A 16,429-nucleotide genomic window follows, 5' to 3' on the forward strand; every position below is an offset into this window, starting at 1 on the left:
CTGACATAAGGAAGTTGTCAGCTATTATTAAGCGAGTTTATCGCTAGCAATAATAGAAAATAAAAAGTGAGCCTGAGCAGATGACAGCTTTAGCTGGCATCTAGTGCTAGCGAAGGCGAGCATTGCCGAAGGCACGCAGAGCGGTAATAATAAAAAAATAAATTTCAATTTTAACTTTAAAAATGCAAAAATATTTATATAATAATTAATATAGATTACGATATTAAACATAATTGTTTTTTATATTATAAGGATAATTATGGCTAAAAAATATATAATTTGGGAAGATAAATATAAAGTAGGATATAAAAAAATAGATGACCAGCATTTAGAGTTAATAGAAATAATTAATGATTTATATAATTGTATGAATAATAAAGATTCAGAAGATGAGGCTCTAAAAGAAGAGTTTAAAAGAGCCTTAAGAAGAGCTGTAGAATATGCAGCTTATCATTTTTCTTATGAAGAAAAAATTATGCATGCTATTAAATACAATAAAATATTAGAGCATTCTTCATATCATAGAGAATTTACTCAGACAATTTACAATTATGTTAAATCTTATGAAAATGGTTCTTTGGATGCCGTTAATAACTTAGTTCAGTATCTAAAAGATTGGCTTTTAAACCATATTTTAGTTACAGATAAAACATTTATAAACGAGGTTAAGAAAGAATTAAAAAAACTTTCTCAGCAAGAATAATTATATTAGGAGTTTCATTATGGAACAAATGATTGAAATTGTTGTTAAAAAAGGCTGGATCAAATGGGAGGAAAGATTCAAAACTGGCTACAAAAGGATTGATAATCAGCATAAGGAACTAGTAAACATTATTAATGATCTCTATGAAACAGGAGTAAAAGGGGATTTAAATAATGAAGAGGTTAGAAAATCTTTTAATCAAATCATTAAAAGAACTATAGACTATGCTACTTATCATTTTTCTTATGAAGAAAAGATTATGAATGCAATAAATTACAGCATATCCAAAGAACATATATCCAAACATAGAGCTTTTTCACTCAAAGTTGTAGATGAAATTAATAAATATGAAAATGGAAATAGCTTAGTAATAAAAGACTTTATGAATTTTTTGAAAGAATGGCTTTTAAATCATATAGTACTTGATGATAAGAAATTCGTTGCAGAGATAAAAAATACTCTTATGAGAATGCATGAAGATGAATTGAAATAATATTAATTAAGATAATTATGAATAAAATAATATGATTTTTTATAAAATAAAAGCCTTATAGAAAACTATAGGGCTTTTTATTATCATAAATATTTTTCTATCTCAGTAAATGCTATACCCGCTTTTTCCTGAACATATATATCAACTATATAATTTGTAAAGCTGGAAGGTTCAGGATTTATTTCCATAATCTTAGCATTTGCTCTTTTAGCTAAATGAGGAATCTGAGCCGCTGGCATAACTTCTCCTCCTGTGCCTATTATAATAAATAAATCGCTTTTTTGAGAATCCTCTATAGAAGAATTAAAATCTAAAGCAGGAAGCTGTTCGCCGAAAAATACGAAATCAGGTTTTAATACAGAACCGCATTTTTCACAGGAAGGCGGATTCATATCAAGTATATCTTTATTTATCTTATATCTTGATTTGCATTTCATACATACTGCATATTTAGCCGTGCCGTGAAGTTCATAAACTATCTTACTTCCTGCATCCTGATGAAGATTATCGATATTCTGAGTAATTATGCTTCTCATTATACCCATCTTTTCAAGATTTGCTAATACAATATGTGCTTTGTTAGGCTTAACATCTGTTATAGGATCATAAAAAACCTTTTTTAAAGAACCCCAAGATTCTTTAGGATGCTTAACAAAATATGATATCTCAGCAAATTGACTGCCGTGTTTTTCCCAAAGCCCATTCTCGCCTCTAAAAGGAGGTACTCCGCTTTCTACACTTATGCCTGCACCTGTAAAAGCTACAGCATATTTTGATTCTTTTATTGTTTTTGCTATTAATTTATAATCTATCATATAATTATTATATAATAATTATTATTTTTTTACTAGTGAAAATTAAAATAAATATAGAAATATTGAAATTATTTTTTATTAAAAATAAAATAGAAATATAAAAAATATTATTAATGTTCTAAAACTTATATTTAATTTCCCATAAATAAACATTTTACATCAGTATTTTTATTGACAGATAACTTTAATATGTTATAATATTACTATATTAATTTATTTTAAAGTAAAAAAAATAATTAAGGATATATTATGATTAGCAGAACACAAATTATGCGTCTATTGAAATATAAAAATGCTTTAAGGCGTATGAAGAGTTTCGGGTTTATAAAAGCATATTCAAATAATTTAGGAGATGCTATAGGTATTACATCTGTTCAGGTAAGAAAAGATTTTTCTCTCTTTAATATTTCAGGAAACAAGAAAGGCGGATACAATATAGATGATTTGCTGGAACAAATAGATGCAATATTAGGAAAGCAAATTTCTCATAATATTATATTAATAGGATACGGAAAAATAGGAAATGCATTAGTAAATTACAGAGGTTTTGAAAGCGAGTCCATAAAAATAGTGGCTGCATTTGATCATAATCCTGAAAAAGTAAATAGAGAAGCTCCTACTCCGATACTTCCTATAGAGGAATTAAAAGATTTTATAATAAATAATAAAATTGAAATAGCTATTTTAACAGTACCCGATTTAGAAGCTCAAAGAATGTTTGATGTTATATGCAATGCAGGTATAAAGGGAGTTTTAAACTTTGCTCCTATAAAACTTTTAGAAAGACCTGATTGTATAATCAATGATATAAATATAGCTGATGAAATAGAGTCTTTATTTTATTTTATTAATGATGTAAAAGAAAATCCTTCTAATTTCAATAAGAAAAATAAAAATAAAACTGATAAAAATTAAAAAAGGACTGTCAATCCGTTTTTTATTTATATATTATCTATTATATGTTAAACTTGCCTTTGTAAGCAAATCAACAACTTCAGTATTTCCATTTTCCATAGCATACATCAAAGCAGTCTTTTTAAATTTATCTGAAATATTTATATAAGCACCTGAATTAACTAAATATTCAGCAGAAATATAATCCCCATTTTCAGCGGCAAACATTAAAGCAGTTTTTCCGTCATTATCAGCAATATTTAAATCAGCGGCATTTGAAATCAAAGCATTAACAGCCTCATTTTTTCCAGAGATACAAGCCCATATTAAAGCAGTTCTTCCGTCTCTCATTTTGAAATTTATATTGGATTTTCCTATTAATAATGATGATATAACATCAGTTAAGCCCAATGTAGAAGCCAAAGCTAAAGGAGTTATATTGCCGTAAGGACCATAAGAAGCTGTTATATTAGCATCGGCACCCCTTTCTAATAAAAGTTTTGCTATTTCATTATTTCCTCTAGCTATAGAATAAAATAAGGCATTGGCGCCATATTCATTTATGAAATTAACATCGCTTCCTTTATCTAAAAGAAGTTTTACTATCAAATCATGATTATTATATGAAGCTACCATTAAAGGAGTCATATTATAATCTATTCCGTCATTATTCCCGCTTCTATAAGTACCCATTATCTTTAAGTCGGCTTTAGAATTAATAATCATTTCAGCTATGCTGTAATATCCTTTTCCTGCAGCCTGTAAAAGTGCTGTTGTGCCTCCGTTTATTTTTATATTAGGATTTGCATTTTTAGCAAGCAGATAAGAAACTATATCAATATATCCTGCATCGGCTGCATAAATCAATGCTGTTTTGCCGTGAATACAGTTAAGATTAACATTAGCATTCTGAGAAAGAAGCAGAAGAACAATATCTTTATATCCTTTTGAAGCAGCTGTAATCAGAGCATTATGCCCCTGATTATCTCCGAAATCTATAAAACTTGAAACAGAGCCTTGAGATATTAATCTTCTTATACCGTTTGCATCCCCTATATTTGCATACTCTAATAGTTGATCTAATCTTCCTGTATTGGGTATCTGTCCGTTAAGTACAAAAAAGATATTCAAAAATATAAAAATAAAACTTAAATAACGCATTTTCTATTCTTCCTTAAAATATGGAATTTCAGCTATGTAAAAATTTCGGAATAAGATATATTAATTTTTAATGACTTTCTTTATTATTTTTTAAATAATATCTGTAAATTTCTCTTTTTACAGAATATAAACTTACTCCTTTTACAGGGCTTATCTTTAATGTTACTGTTGATACTTTTATTTTTTTATTGTTTATATATAAATAGCTTTCCCTTAAAGCATTGATAATATCATTAGTTATACCAATATCATTAAAGCCTTTATTATAATATTCATAAGCTTCTTTGCTATATTTTTTTTCATAATTTATATTATTATTATGAAGTATCTTAAAAAAATTATTTTCAGTAAAACGGCTTGTAAATATTATAAGATTTAAATCATCATTATTTATAATTTCGCTTAAAATATTATTATACTCTATTATAATTAAATCAGTATCTTTTGAACTTTCTTCTTTTTTTCTTTTGCATTTCAAAAAGACATCTGCTACGCCTATTTTATTTTTTTTAAAAATTTCTTTTTTCTTAGACTTATTAAAAAGAAAATCATCATTTTTATAATCTATATCAAAACTTTCAGCAATTATTTTCCAAAACTCGCTTCTTTTACTTGAATAATACCAAGCATTTTGCTTCTCATATAAGCTTAATTTTTCAAACATTTTTTTATTGGTATATAAAGGAATTGGAAAAGTGCCTAATATTAAAGTTCTCATTTTGCTTGGAAAAAAGTTAATATCATCAAACAAATGACTTTCCATTTTAGAGCCTCTGCAAGTAAATAAATAAAGATTGTTTATCTATATAGTTATCAATATATATTAATATTAAAATTATTATTCAAAAATATTAAATAAACCTAAAGCACTCACATTATCGCTGCTGTTTTCTGATATTTCCTTTAATTTGTTTAAAGACATTTCCATATCATTAAAACCCATTATTTCATTTACAGCAGATTGTTCATTTTCATATTTACTTAATAAAAGCTCAGTCATAGAATTAGAAACTATAAGATAATTGCAGTTTTTATTTCTTCTAGCACCCTCAATAGTAATATAATGTCCGCCACCTGCACAAGCACAATTTTCCAAAGCATTGCCGCTTATATGATCTCTTGTTATCTGAATTACTTTATTTTTATTAACAGAATAAACTTTGCTGTCTCCTGCATTAAATACAAAAACACCTGCAAACTTATGATATAAAACTCCTGCTATGGAAGCTCCTGCCATAGATTTTTTTTTGTCATCAGCAGAATCTCTTGAGGCAGTGACTTCCAACTTTATAAAATTATGCATTATCCAATTCAATACTTCCTGCTCGCCTACAAGCTCAAGCAAATCTAAAAAGTTTTCATTATAAATATCTGCAGATAATTTTGAAGCAAAAGTATCCCCAAGTCCGTCAGCTATAAGAGAAACGGCACTTCCGCTTATATTATTTATAAAGTGAGAATAATTGTTCTGTTCATTTATAATAATAGGATTTGATGATATATATTCTGCATTAAAAAGAACTGCATCCGTATTTTTTTTAGTATTAGAGCCTTTTTTTGTAAAAGTAAAAATATTCATAATTATTAATCCTTATTAGTAATACTTTTTATTATATAAATTAATTAAAAGTATATTTAATTATATATTAAAGGCTGTAAATATCAATAAATTTTTTATAAGACTTATATGATACATAAAAAATATTATATCATTACAGCTTTGTTAAAAAAATGTAAATAATTAATAATATTTTATTAACATTATAAACAAAATTTTATTTTTTATAAAAAATGAATTTTAATAGTAAATTTCATATTTTCTTTATTTTTATTTTAGTTGATATTAACAAAGTTATAAACATTATATGAGTAGTATTTTTATGTTTTCTTCTTATATGTTAAAAGTTATCAACATATTTACAGCTTAATAATAATAAAAAATAATATTTAAAAAATTTAATATATAATATTTTTAAATACAAAATATATAATCACTTCATAATCTGAATTTAATATAATGAATTCATATATTTTATTAATGTTGATAAATTGTTTATAATGTTAATAAAAATTAATTTAATAAATTCATATAAAAAATTCATTATAAAAATTTATATTATGAATTCAAATTATAAATTCAAATTTTGAATTTATAAGTACTAATTAGCATTTTTGACTATGATATGTTATAATTAAATAAAAAATATTATAGTGACAAATGGTGATAATATGAAGCAAAGTTATTATATCAATGATAAATTAAAAAACTTAATACAAAATATAATTTATGATATTCAAAATTATAATAATATAATATCAAAGTATATAGATTTAGAGAGATGCACCAATAATTACTGCAATGAATCGAGAAATACAATAGTAAGACAGTCTTTTTTAATAGAAAGAACTATGGAGGCATTTAATGATTTTAATGATATAAACTCCAATTCTTTTAAGCTTGATATGAACTTTGAAAATATAAATACTATTATAGATGAATCTCTTAATTCTGTATTAGATTTATTTAAATCCAAAAGAGTAAAATTGACATTAAATAATAATATAATGGAAGACTGTATAATTATTATGGACAGATATAGAATAAAAAGAAGCATATTAAATATATTTTCTTTTATTTTTAATATAATAAAGATTAATAGTTCTATGAATATATCTTGTAATTTGATTGATTATGATGATGATAATAATTTTTTATTTTTAAATGGAATTAATAATATTAGTGAAAATGATGAAAAAAGACTAGAGTTCAGTAAACAATGCATAGATATATCAATATCTTTTTTATCTGATAATATACCTGATGATATAAAAAGAAAGCTTTTTAAAACGCCTTTAATATCTTATGAGGATACTAATTTTAATAATATATATTTATATACAGCCTATAAAATTATAAAAGAACATTACGGCAATATATGGATGGAATCTTTAGAAAATAAGCAGAGTATTAATATAATTTTACCCGCTAGAAATAAATTATGAGTTATGCATTAGGATATATTCTTTTAGCTGCCTATTTATTCGCTTTTATAATAGGTTTTTCAGCTATACTTTTTTCTATTATTTACTATATAATAGAAAGAGTAATATGGCTTAAATATTATATAATATTTTTATTTATATTTGCTTTCTTACTTTTTATAAGATATATCAAACTTCTAAGCTTTTTAACAGTACCTTCTTTTATACTTAATAATATATTTAATACATTATATTTCTTTAGTTTTTCTGTAGGTATGTCATTAATGCTTTATTTTATACCTTCATTTTTATACAGATTTTTAAATATAAATTGGACTTTTAAGCATAATATCATTTGTATTATATTATCAATTACTCATTTTATTTTAAGCATATTAGGAATACTTATAAAATTCAATATATATATCATAAGCCAAATAATTTTTTATATTTCTATAATGGCAGTATTATTTATAGGATTTATTAATTATAAAAATATAAAGGATAAAACTATAAAATTGATAGTAAAGATACTTGGAGTTATAACTATAATTATATATCCGATTTTAATATATCAGGTTATTGTTTATAGGGTTGAAATTGCTGATATAGGCTCTATGGATATAACATTATTATTATTTTATATATGGTGGAATTTGGTTATGCTTGGGTATTTGTTTTGGTATTTTATTAATATAGTAAATAATAAAATATATAATGCAAATGAATCTAATTCTATAAATAATAATAAAAAATATGATTATAAAGAAGATAATACTGAAAATATAAATTTAACTAAAAGAGAAAGAGAAATACTTTCATATCTGCTTGACGGAAAAACAAATAAAGAAGTTTCATTAATACTTGATATATCTCTTAATACAGTTAATAATCATGTAGCTAATATATATGAAAAATCAGGCGTTAAGAATAGAGTAGAGTTAGTTAATAAATTTTCTAAATAATGCATATTATTTTTAGATTTTTTATTATGCTTATAATTACTTACTTATGATAACTTAGATTTAAAAAATAGTAAGTTTTATATTCTTACTATTTTTAAGATTATGAATTATTATTTTAGAATGCATTACTCCAAAGGCATAGAATCTATTATAGAACTAGCCAATGAATTTAGAACTTCTTCTCTTAAAGCACCGTCTTGCATATATAATTCTAATCTTTTTTTAGCTTCTGCAATTTTTTCTTCTCTTATATCAGGAGCATCTTTAATAATATTTACAAGTTTTTCATTTTGCAAAGCTAATCTTGATTCATTAGAAATATCTATTCTATCTGAACCCATTTTAGAAACTTTTTCATTGTACTTAATATTAGATTTTTGCTGTATATTTGATGTGCCGCCTATTTTATCAATTGTCATAATCTGACTCCTTACATAAATTATTTTCGGCATTAGCCCCGCATACTTTAGATTTTCTATTATCAATTATGATACAAAATTCGCCTTTAGTTAGTATACTACCATCTATAAAAAAATCAAGGATATTTTTAGCCTCTGCCCTTATAATTTGCTCAAATTGTTTAGTTAACTCTCTTCCGATAACAATATCCGTTTTTTCTCCGAATATGTTAACAATATCCTCTATGCATTCTTTCACTCTGTAAACTGACTCATATATCACTATTATTGTTTTTTGATTATGATATAATTCCTTTAATTGATTTTTTCTTCTTCCTGATTTATTAGAAAGAAATCCTACAAATAAAGTATTTCCAGATATTCCTGAAACTGAAAGCAAAGAAGTAAAAGCGGATATTCCTCCTACAGGAACTATTTTTATATTATTTTCTACGGCTATTTTTATTATGCTTACACCGGGGTCGCTTATGCATGGAGTTCCTGCATCGCTTATAATTGCCGCTGATTTTCCTTTTAATACTTCGTTTATATATTCATTAATTCTGTATTCTGATGAATGACTATTGTATGAAAAGAGTTTATTTTTTATATTATAAAAATTGAGAAGTTTTATAGCTACTCTTGTATCTTCTGCTAATATAAAATCTACATTTCTAAGTATTTTTAATGCTCTTATAGTGATATCTTCCATATTTCCTATAGGAGTAGCCACAACATATATAATATGTTTTTCTACAGTATTTCTGCTGTTATCTCTATTTGTAATTTCTTCTATAAAATCTTCAAAATCTTCATCATTAATTTTTTCAGCATTATTAAGCTCTTCATCATTTTTCATAATTTTTATTTTATTCCTTATTTTTTGTTTTATTTTATTTATTTAGAGATTATTTATTATTGATTATATATTAAAGTTTTTATTAATACAATAATATAAAAATAATAAAAATGTTTCACATGAAACATTTAGTATATTTATAGTCATTTATATATGAAGGGCTTTTAAATATTTAATTAAATAAAAGCTATAGTTAATTATACTAGTTTCTTTAATAAAAATGGCAGTAATTTTTATATATACAATATAGAGCTTAAATTTCTTAAAATTTAAGTATAAAAGCTGATAAATAATTTTAGTTTATCAGTAAAAACAATTGAAGCTGTTAATAGTATATTTATATCTTGTAAGCTTAAGTATATTTTAAATGTTTCATGTGAAACATTTTTTATATTATATGATTATATCTGTTTTTAAATTTATTAATAAATAAAACTTGTAAAATATATTAATTGGTATAAAATTATAATATGAAGCATAAAATTAAAATAAAATTAATAAAAAGAAAAGATATAATATTTTCTATTATAGTATCTTTTATACTTCATATATTTTTATTCAGCTTTATAAATACTTCTATAATGCAGGATGTTTTCGCTTATGAGAAAGCTAAAAAGGATGCAGAAGAAAAATCTGAAGAAAATAAATATATGTTTTTAGTTGAAACTCCTGAAATAGAAGAAGAAGAAAGTAATGAAGATACCCCGTTTGCATCTGATAAAACTTTAAGGTCTAAAGGACAGACAGATATAAAGCCGTCTAAAACTTTTTCAGATACTTCAGTTTTTTCTTTTTTGGGCGACGGAGCTAATAACCCTATAGTTGAAAGAAAACCTAGAGAATATATCAATCCTAATAATAATCAGCAGCAAATAGAAAAAAAAGAACTTGGAAATGAAGTATCAAGAGATAATGTTGAAACTTACAAGCCTAAAAATCCGGGTATGAAAGGCGATACTAAAATACCTGCATCTTTTGAAGAAGGTGCAGACAGAGCTGCAGTATTTTCAAGCGAAACAGGAAGCATTCAGTTAGGAACAAAGGCTCAGGAATATTTTTGGTATTTTTATGCTTTGGTTGGTTCTATAAGAGATTCTTGGTATTTAACTATTCCGAATCAGGCTCATTATTTAGGGCTTATAAGAACCGATGAAGTAGAGGTTTTGCTTTCTATAGATGAAGAGGGAAATATAGAGTTTGAAAAGTTCTTAAAAAATTCTGCTAATGGACAGACAAGTCTTGATAATTCATGCTCAAAGGCTATTGAGTATGCTAAAAAATTAAAGCCTCCTCCTCAAGGATTATGGAACGATTATGCGGAGAATGGTAAAATTTATATACCTTTTAAATTTATATATCAAAACTTTACTAGAGATTGATTTGTTTTTTAAAATTTAAAAAGTTATATGTAATTTATTGATATTTATTTTATTTTTTATATAATAAATTAATCATGTTAGAGGATAAATTAAAAAAATTTAATTTAAATGTAAATGATATTAATATTTATTTTAATAAATATAATGATTATTTGAATACTAAGTTTTTTAATATATTACTATCATTTTTAAATTTTTCTTATAAGGTGTTTTAAAAATAAAAAATGATATGTATCTATTAATTTGTAATAAGAATAATGAATATGCAGCTATAAAAATTAATGTAGATAATATATCTGAATCAATTTTTTATAATGTAAATATTTATTCTAATAATAATAAATATAAACTTAAACATACTGAAGATAAAATTAAAGATCATGGTATATATAATATAGAAAATGTTGTAAATAATTTATTTGGAAATATTAGAGATGTAAAACTGGAAGAAAGAAGTAAGAATAAAAATAAATTTTTTCAAAATTACTTATTAGTTTATTTGCCTATAGATTATATTGAAAATAATATTTGCTATACTTATGAATCTAATAAGCTTAAATTTAGAGCTAAATATAAAGTACCTTTAAACTTATCATATAATGGTGTAGATGATAAAAATCATTTAATAGAATTTTATATACCTACTATTCACCCTATTTCCAAAGATGATAAAAAAGACTTTATAATTTGTTAGGAGTTTGATTATGAAAAGTGTATCAGGACTATTTTATTTTAAAGATAAAATAAAAAAAATTATTGATAATAATATATGTATAGCTCCTCCTTCATTTAGAGTAGATAAAGAATCATTTAAAAAAAATAATAATATACCAGATATAGATGATAAAAATATATTTAGTATTGATGATATTGAAATTTCTTACTTTAATGATTTGAAAAAAGAAGTTAATGAAATCAAATCTAAATTAGATTTAGAAAGTTTCAATTCATTTAAAAAAAAATATACATCTATTCCTTATAAAAAATCACAATTAATAATTAAGGCTAATAATATAAAAAAAGATAATCCTAATTTTTTAAATAACATAACAAAATTTCTTTATGATAATGGTATAATTTTAATAGTTAAAGATAAAGATGAAAAATTTAAATATGTTGATGGATTTGCATGTTTTTTGGGCGGGTATCCAATCATTGTTGTATATAAACCAAAATTAAAAAAGGATTATAGGAGGGTATTTTTTACTATAGCACATGAAATATATCATTTGATATATAGATATACAGAAAACGAAAAGGATGCAGACTTTTTTGCTGGTGCTATGCTTCTCACAAAAGAGGATATATTTTCTGTTTTAAAAGAATTTGATTATGATATTTTTAAAACTAATGATATAGCAGATATATCAATATTTCTAAAAAATAGTGATGATTTAAAGAAAGTTATATTTGAAAAAGTGTATAAAAAATGGAATGTTTCTATGAGAGTTATTTTAAAGTCTTTAATAAATTATAAATTCATAATTGGTACAGAAATGGAAAATGAATATCTTATAGATAATCTTAAATTAAAATTAGACAATAATGAATTCAATGCTGATCAAATAAATATTCTATCAACAAAAGAATTTTTACATATATAAATTCTTAAATATTTTTATTATTTAAGTTTAAAAAAATAAAAAGCCTGCACTTGATTGAAAGTACAGGCTGCATTTTAATTAAATAATTATCAGTTAATTTTTATTATCCCATTGAGTTACAGCATCATCTGTTTTTAACTCTTCAATAGAATCTTTATAGAAAATAGGTTCTTTATGTTCTTTTAATTTATTTATATAATCTTTAGAAAGAAGTACAACAGGCTTGCTTAGTATAACCATAATTATAATATTTAATAAAGCCATAAAACCCATAAACATATCGCCAGCTCCCCATATTGTTTTAAACTCAGCCAATGAACCTGCAAATACCATAGCTATAGTCATAAACCCTACTATCAAATAAGATAAAAAATTATCCATTACAGCAGCGGCACCTGTTTTTATATAAAAGAAATTTCCTAATATTGAGCTGTATGAGAAAAACAATATGCATATAGTAATAAATACAGAGCCGAAACCTCCTAAATGCGATTCCATAGCATATTGAAATAAATTAATGCCCTCTATATTTTTTATTTCTTTCATAGCCTCAGGAGATAATAGAAGTATAAATCCTGAAATAGAACATATTAATATAGTATCTGTAAATACAGAGAACATCTGTATAAATCCCTGTTTGCAAGGATGAGAAGTATGAGCAGCAGCTGCGGCATGAGGGGCGCCTCCCATACCTGCCTCATTTGAAAATAAGCCTCTTTTTAATCCGTTAGAAATTGTTATTCCTATAAGTCCTCCGAAAACTGCACTAGGCTTGAAAGCCTGCACAAATATATTTTGAAATACTGAAGGCACTGAATTTATATTAGTGAAAAATATAAAAAGTCCTATCAATATATAAGGTACTGCCATAATAGGAACTATAAATACGCATACATTAGTTATAGCTTCTCTTTTTTTATTGAATAGTATTATACCTGTAATTATTGTAAGAATCATAGCTGTTATAATAACAGGTATATTATATTTAGATAATGCATTTGATATAGTATTAGCCTGAATTCCATTGAATGTAGTATAAGTAAATATCATACTTAATGCAAATAATATTGCCAGTATAGGTTTTTTTAATTTGCTTTTTATATAGAAAGATGCCCCTCCTATAAATTTACCTTGAGAATCTTTTTCTTTATAGAGCTGAGCCAATGTACTTTCTGAAAAAGCTAAGCTTCCTCCCAAAACAGCCATAAGCCACATCCAAAATAAAGCACCAGGTCCTCCTGCAGAAACTGCCCCCATAACACCTGTAATATTTCCTGTGCCAACCCTTGAAGCAGTGCTTATACAAAAACTTACGAATCCTGAAACTCCGTCTCCTTTTTCGTGCTTTGAGAATAAAAGTTTTAAAGCATGTATTGAATATGATATTTGTATACCTCTTAATCTTATTGTAAAGAAAATAGATATTACTAAGAATACAGCAAGAAGTAAATAACCATACATTATATTATTTGTATTTGTTATTATATTATTAATAATTTTCATTTATTATCCTTATTTTTAAGATTTTGATTATTATATAATAAATATATATTTTTTGATATATACTTTTTTTATTTTAAAGAATCTAACTTTTTTATTACTTCGCTTTTTTTCTTCATATATCTGTCATATAGCACAGGATTTTGTTTTTTATTATTTATTATATAAAGATTATAATTAATAGTTTCAAGAAGTTTGCTGTAATAAATCTGAGAATTATATTTATCTCCCAAATTATAATATATTTCAGATAATTCTTCTAAAGCCTCATCATCATTTTTATTTATATCTATAATTTTTTTTAAATATTCTATTACAATATTTCCGTTTTTATTCATATCTCTTTTTAATATATAAACAGCATCTTTTATCATATCTGCATCTTTATCATAAACTTCTACAGCTTTATTATAATAAAATGAAGCATTGTCATAATCATTTTTAAGCAAATAGCTTTTAGCCGATTTTTCATAGTATATATAATTATAGTTTTTTGATTTTGCTGCATTAAGATAATTTTCTATTGCTTTTTCTATATCATCTAAAGAAACATTAACTTTATATTTGCTGTAGTAAAAATCGCCTAAAACTTGCATATAATAATGATTATCTTTATTAAGATATTTTATTGTATTATCAGCTATTATTTTAATATCATCAATGGCGGTATTATCTCCTATTTTCATTAAATATTCTAAATAATCCATATTGAAGTATATATTATCTTTATAAAAATTAAAGAAATATTTATAAATGTCTGAATCATTTATATCATTTATTTTTCTGCTGTAATATCCTATAAGAGAAATATATTCATTTTCTTTTATTTTATTATATTCTTTATTTTTGGAATATGAGTAAATATGTTTTAAAACTTCATTTATAGTTTCAAATAATTTTTCTTCTTGTTTACAGAATATATTTTCTTCAAACCATTCATTAGGTTTTTCTCTATTATATAGAATATAATTAAATATAAATCCTTCTCTATATTTATTTATTTTATATAATACAGATATATCAGCATTATTATTAATAGTAAGTTCTTTTATTTTTGATTTTACTTTTTTATAATCATATATTTTATCTTTAGGTATTATATGAAAGCTGGAATATAAAAATAAATTTTTTATTATTAAGTCATAAGCAGCATATACAGGATAATTATCATTAAAATCAGTTTTAAAAATAATAATTTTTTTCTGAGCAAATGATATGCTTTCAAGAATAAAAAATATAATAATCAGTCTTTTTATCATATTAAAAAATATACAATATAAATATTAAAAAATCTATACTTGTATTTTATTTTATAACATTATATTATATTTTCTATCATTTATACTATTAGGAGATTATATGATATGCCGAATATTTTAGACGGAAGGGAGCTTTCAAAAAAAATAAAAGAGAGAATCAAAAAAGAAATAGAACTTTTTGAAAGAAAGCCCAGAATAGATTTTTTATATTTTGAAGATGATAAGTCTACAGAAGTTTATTTCACAAGGGCAAAGAAGCAGGCAGAAAGTATTGGCATAATAGGTTCTCTTCATAATCTCCCTATTAATACATCAGAAAAAGATTTTTTAACTTTAATAGAATATTTAAATAATGAAAAAGAAACGAGCGGAATAATGATTCAAATGCCTCTTCCTAAACATATAAATAAAAAAAATGTTTATGAAACTATTTCGCCGAAAAAAGATGTTGATTCTATATCTCATATTAATTTAGGAAAAATATTTATAGGCAGCAGTAATTTAGCACCCTGCACTGCTAAAAGTGCTTTTGCTTTAATAGAAGAATCAGGCATACAAATAGAAGGTTCTAATGCTGTTGTAGTCGGAAGAAGCGAGATAGTAGGCAAGCCTTTAGCACATCTGCTTTTACAAAAGTCTGCTACTGTAACTATAGCACATTCAAAGACAAAGAATTTAAAAGATATTTGCAGGAATGCTGATATATTATGCGTATCTATAGGGCAGTCTGAATTTATTACAGGTGAGTATATAAAAGAAGGGGCTGTTGTTATAGATATAGGCATAAATGTATTAGATGACGGTTCTTTAAAAGGAGATGTAAATTTTGAAGAGGCTTCAAAGGCTGCTTCTTATATTACTCCTGTGCCTAATGGCGTAGGAAGTGTAACGGTTGCTATACTTTTTGAAAATTTGATTTACCTGCATAAAAATTTGCATTAATTAAAAATAGGATTTTTCTATGGAAATTATTTTTGCATTATTATCATCAGTATTTGCATCTCTTACTGCTATACTTATAAAAATAGGTTTGGCAGGCATAAATTCAAATTTGGCAACAGCAATAAGAACTATTATTATACTAATAATGTCTTGGATTATAGTTTTTTATACTAATTCTATAAACTCTGTAAATACATTAGAAACTATAAAAAATCTTAGTTTAAAAACTATTATTTTTATAGTATTATCAGGCTTTGCTACAGGTTTATCTTGGCTTTTTTATTTTAAAGCTCTGCAGATAGGAAATGTCAATAAAGTTGTAGTTATAGATAAGCTTTCAATAGTTTTTACTATAATATTAGCTGCAGTATTTTTAAATGAAACTTTAAATATAAAAATTATTATAGGAGTATTATTAATAGCAGCAGGAACTTTAATAATTACTTTTCAGTAATAACAGCATAATAATATAATA

At 24.2% G+C, this 16,429-nt stretch carries 18 protein-coding genes; 10 read left to right on the forward strand and 8 right to left on the reverse strand.

The window, feature by feature from the left end; translation table 11 throughout:
* Positions 1–259: 259 nt before the first annotated feature.
* Entirely contained in the window at positions 260–703 is a 444-nt protein-coding gene (locus QZ288_RS05640; protein WP_295156174.1) for a bacteriohemerythrin, read from the forward strand.
* Positions 704–722: 19 nt separating this feature from the next.
* The gene (locus QZ288_RS05645) at positions 723–1,196 is read left to right on the forward strand and encodes a bacteriohemerythrin (RefSeq protein WP_295156177.1); all 474 of its coding nucleotides are present in this window, start codon (positions 723–725) and stop codon (positions 1,194–1,196) included.
* An 83-nt stretch (positions 1,197–1,279) separates the two neighbouring features.
* Here QZ288_RS05645 and QZ288_RS05650 read toward each other — a convergent pair whose 3' ends face one another.
* Positions 1,280–2,011, reverse strand: coding sequence for an NAD-dependent deacylase (locus tag QZ288_RS05650; RefSeq protein WP_295156179.1), 732 nt, complete (start codon positions 2,009–2,011; stop codon positions 1,280–1,282).
* Between the two features lie 249 nt (positions 2,012–2,260).
* Here QZ288_RS05650 and QZ288_RS05655 point away from each other — a divergent pair, with 249 nt between their 5' ends.
* Positions 2,261–2,926 (forward strand): redox-sensing transcriptional repressor Rex, encoded by a 666-nt coding sequence (locus QZ288_RS05655; RefSeq protein WP_295156182.1) that lies wholly within the window; start codon positions 2,261–2,263, stop codon positions 2,924–2,926.
* A gap of 33 nt (positions 2,927–2,959) precedes the next feature.
* Here QZ288_RS05655 and QZ288_RS05660 read toward each other — a convergent pair whose 3' ends face one another.
* The 3 genes from QZ288_RS05660 to QZ288_RS05670 all read right to left on the reverse strand — a co-directional run bounded on the left by QZ288_RS05660 (position 2,960) and on the right by QZ288_RS05670 (position 5,645).
* Positions 2,960–4,066 (reverse strand): ankyrin repeat domain-containing protein, encoded by a 1,107-nt coding sequence (locus tag QZ288_RS05660; RefSeq protein ID WP_295156185.1) that lies wholly within the window; start codon positions 4,064–4,066, stop codon positions 2,960–2,962.
* A gap of 67 nt (positions 4,067–4,133) precedes the next feature.
* Positions 4,134–4,829: a uracil-DNA glycosylase family protein gene (locus QZ288_RS05665; RefSeq protein ID WP_295156189.1), complete on the reverse strand. Its 696-nt coding sequence runs from the start codon at positions 4,827–4,829 to the stop codon at positions 4,134–4,136.
* A gap of 75 nt (positions 4,830–4,904) precedes the next feature.
* Entirely contained in the window at positions 4,905–5,645 is a 741-nt protein-coding gene (locus tag QZ288_RS05670; protein WP_295156192.1) for a serine/threonine protein phosphatase, read from the reverse strand.
* Between the two features lie 650 nt (positions 5,646–6,295).
* On the opposite strand from QZ288_RS05670, the gene QZ288_RS05675 reads away from it, so the two are divergent.
* Both QZ288_RS05675 and QZ288_RS05680 read left to right on the forward strand, forming a co-directional pair.
* Positions 6,296–7,069: a sensor histidine kinase gene (locus tag QZ288_RS05675; RefSeq protein WP_295156195.1), complete on the forward strand. Its 774-nt coding sequence runs from the start codon at positions 6,296–6,298 to the stop codon at positions 7,067–7,069.
* On the forward strand, positions 7,066–8,013 hold the full coding sequence (locus QZ288_RS05680; protein ID WP_295156198.1) for a helix-turn-helix transcriptional regulator: 948 nt from the start codon (positions 7,066–7,068) through the stop codon (positions 8,011–8,013). The genes QZ288_RS05675 and QZ288_RS05680 overlap by 4 nt, the downstream gene beginning before the upstream one ends.
* Before the next feature lie 125 nt (positions 8,014–8,138).
* Here QZ288_RS05680 and QZ288_RS05685 read toward each other — a convergent pair whose 3' ends face one another.
* The gene (locus tag QZ288_RS05685) at positions 8,139–8,432 is read right to left on the reverse strand and encodes a flagellar biosynthesis anti-sigma factor FlgM (protein ID WP_295156201.1); all 294 of its coding nucleotides are present in this window, start codon (positions 8,430–8,432) and stop codon (positions 8,139–8,141) included.
* Positions 8,422–9,270 carry a 16S rRNA (cytidine(1402)-2'-O)-methyltransferase gene (gene rsmI, locus QZ288_RS05690; RefSeq protein WP_295156204.1) on the reverse strand — a complete coding sequence of 283 codons (849 nt, stop codon included), beginning with the start codon at positions 9,268–9,270 and terminating at the stop codon, positions 8,422–8,424. Before rsmI ends, QZ288_RS05685 begins: the two co-directional genes overlap by 11 nt.
* A gap of 470 nt (positions 9,271–9,740) precedes the next feature.
* Here rsmI and QZ288_RS05695 point away from each other — a divergent pair, with 470 nt between their 5' ends.
* The 3 genes from QZ288_RS05695 (at position 9,741) to QZ288_RS05705 (ending at position 12,253) form a co-directional block, all read left to right on the forward strand.
* Positions 9,741–10,649, forward strand: a complete 909-nt coding sequence (locus QZ288_RS05695) for an energy transducer TonB (protein WP_295156207.1) — start codon at positions 9,741–9,743, stop codon at positions 10,647–10,649.
* A 229-nt stretch (positions 10,650–10,878) separates the two neighbouring features.
* A complete protein-coding gene (locus QZ288_RS05700) occupies positions 10,879–11,343 on the forward strand; it encodes a hypothetical protein (protein WP_295156210.1) in 465 nt (154 codons plus the stop codon).
* 10 nt (positions 11,344–11,353) lie between these two features.
* Positions 11,354–12,253 (forward strand): hypothetical protein, encoded by a 900-nt coding sequence (locus tag QZ288_RS05705; RefSeq protein ID WP_295156213.1) that lies wholly within the window; start codon positions 11,354–11,356, stop codon positions 12,251–12,253.
* Between the two features lie 93 nt (positions 12,254–12,346).
* Here QZ288_RS05705 and QZ288_RS05710 read toward each other — a convergent pair whose 3' ends face one another.
* Together QZ288_RS05710 and QZ288_RS05715 are read right to left on the reverse strand one after the other, a co-directional pair.
* Positions 12,347–13,756 (reverse strand): alanine/glycine:cation symporter family protein, encoded by a 1,410-nt coding sequence (locus QZ288_RS05710; RefSeq protein ID WP_295156216.1) that lies wholly within the window; start codon positions 13,754–13,756, stop codon positions 12,347–12,349.
* Positions 13,757–13,824: 68 nt separating this feature from the next.
* Positions 13,825–15,012, reverse strand: coding sequence for a hypothetical protein (locus QZ288_RS05715; protein WP_295156218.1), 1,188 nt, complete (start codon positions 15,010–15,012; stop codon positions 13,825–13,827).
* A 105-nt stretch (positions 15,013–15,117) separates the two neighbouring features.
* On the opposite strand from QZ288_RS05715, the gene QZ288_RS05720 reads away from it, so the two are divergent.
* Positions 15,118–15,954: a bifunctional 5,10-methylenetetrahydrofolate dehydrogenase/5,10-methenyltetrahydrofolate cyclohydrolase gene (locus QZ288_RS05720; RefSeq protein WP_295156221.1), complete on the forward strand. Its 837-nt coding sequence runs from the start codon at positions 15,118–15,120 to the stop codon at positions 15,952–15,954.
* Between the two features lie 19 nt (positions 15,955–15,973).
* Positions 15,974–16,408, forward strand: coding sequence for an EamA family transporter (locus QZ288_RS05725; protein WP_295156224.1), 435 nt, complete (start codon positions 15,974–15,976; stop codon positions 16,406–16,408).
* Positions 16,409–16,429 lie beyond the last annotated feature (21 nt).

Origin of the sequence: uncultured Brachyspira sp., assembly GCF_910578695.1 — a bacterium.
Lineage (GTDB): Bacteria > Spirochaetota > Brachyspiria > Brachyspirales > Brachyspiraceae > Brachyspira.

Excerpts from the sequence above, each read along its gene's own strand:
- QZ288_RS05700 (WP_295156210.1), top strand. The coding sequence starts at position 10,879 with ATGTATCTATTAATTTGTAATAAGAATAATGAATATGCAGCTATAAAA.
- QZ288_RS05655 (WP_295156182.1), top strand. The coding sequence starts at position 2,261 with ATGATTAGCAGAACACAAATTATGCGTCTATTGAAATATAAAAATGCT.
- QZ288_RS05640 (WP_295156174.1), top strand. The coding sequence starts at position 260 with ATGGCTAAAAAATATATAATTTGGGAAGATAAATATAAAGTAGGATAT.
- QZ288_RS05725 (WP_295156224.1), top strand. The coding sequence starts at position 15,974 with ATGGAAATTATTTTTGCATTATTATCATCAGTATTTGCATCTCTTACT.
- QZ288_RS05660 (WP_295156185.1), bottom strand. The coding sequence starts at position 4,066 with ATGCGTTATTTAAGTTTTATTTTTATATTTTTGAATATCTTTTTTGTA.
- QZ288_RS05675 (WP_295156195.1), top strand. The coding sequence starts at position 6,296 with ATGAAGCAAAGTTATTATATCAATGATAAATTAAAAAACTTAATACAA.
- QZ288_RS05710 (WP_295156216.1), bottom strand. The coding sequence starts at position 13,756 with ATGAAAATTATTAATAATATAATAACAAATACAAATAATATAATGTAT.
- QZ288_RS05670 (WP_295156192.1), bottom strand. The coding sequence starts at position 5,645 with ATGAATATTTTTACTTTTACAAAAAAAGGCTCTAATACTAAAAAAAAT.
- QZ288_RS05650 (WP_295156179.1), bottom strand. The coding sequence starts at position 2,011 with ATGATAGATTATAAATTAATAGCAAAAACAATAAAAGAATCAAAATAT.
- rsmI (WP_295156204.1), bottom strand. The coding sequence starts at position 9,270 with ATGAAAAATGATGAAGAGCTTAATAATGCTGAAAAAATTAATGATGAA.
- QZ288_RS05695 (WP_295156207.1), top strand. The coding sequence starts at position 9,741 with ATGAAGCATAAAATTAAAATAAAATTAATAAAAAGAAAAGATATAATA.
- QZ288_RS05680 (WP_295156198.1), top strand. The coding sequence starts at position 7,066 with ATGAGTTATGCATTAGGATATATTCTTTTAGCTGCCTATTTATTCGCT.
- QZ288_RS05705 (WP_295156213.1), top strand. The coding sequence starts at position 11,354 with ATGAAAAGTGTATCAGGACTATTTTATTTTAAAGATAAAATAAAAAAA.
- QZ288_RS05720 (WP_295156221.1), top strand. The coding sequence starts at position 15,118 with ATGCCGAATATTTTAGACGGAAGGGAGCTTTCAAAAAAAATAAAAGAG.
- QZ288_RS05715 (WP_295156218.1), bottom strand. The coding sequence starts at position 15,012 with ATGATAAAAAGACTGATTATTATATTTTTTATTCTTGAAAGCATATCA.
- QZ288_RS05645 (WP_295156177.1), top strand. The coding sequence starts at position 723 with ATGGAACAAATGATTGAAATTGTTGTTAAAAAAGGCTGGATCAAATGG.
- QZ288_RS05665 (WP_295156189.1), bottom strand. The coding sequence starts at position 4,829 with ATGGAAAGTCATTTGTTTGATGATATTAACTTTTTTCCAAGCAAAATG.
- QZ288_RS05685 (WP_295156201.1), bottom strand. The coding sequence starts at position 8,432 with ATGACAATTGATAAAATAGGCGGCACATCAAATATACAGCAAAAATCT.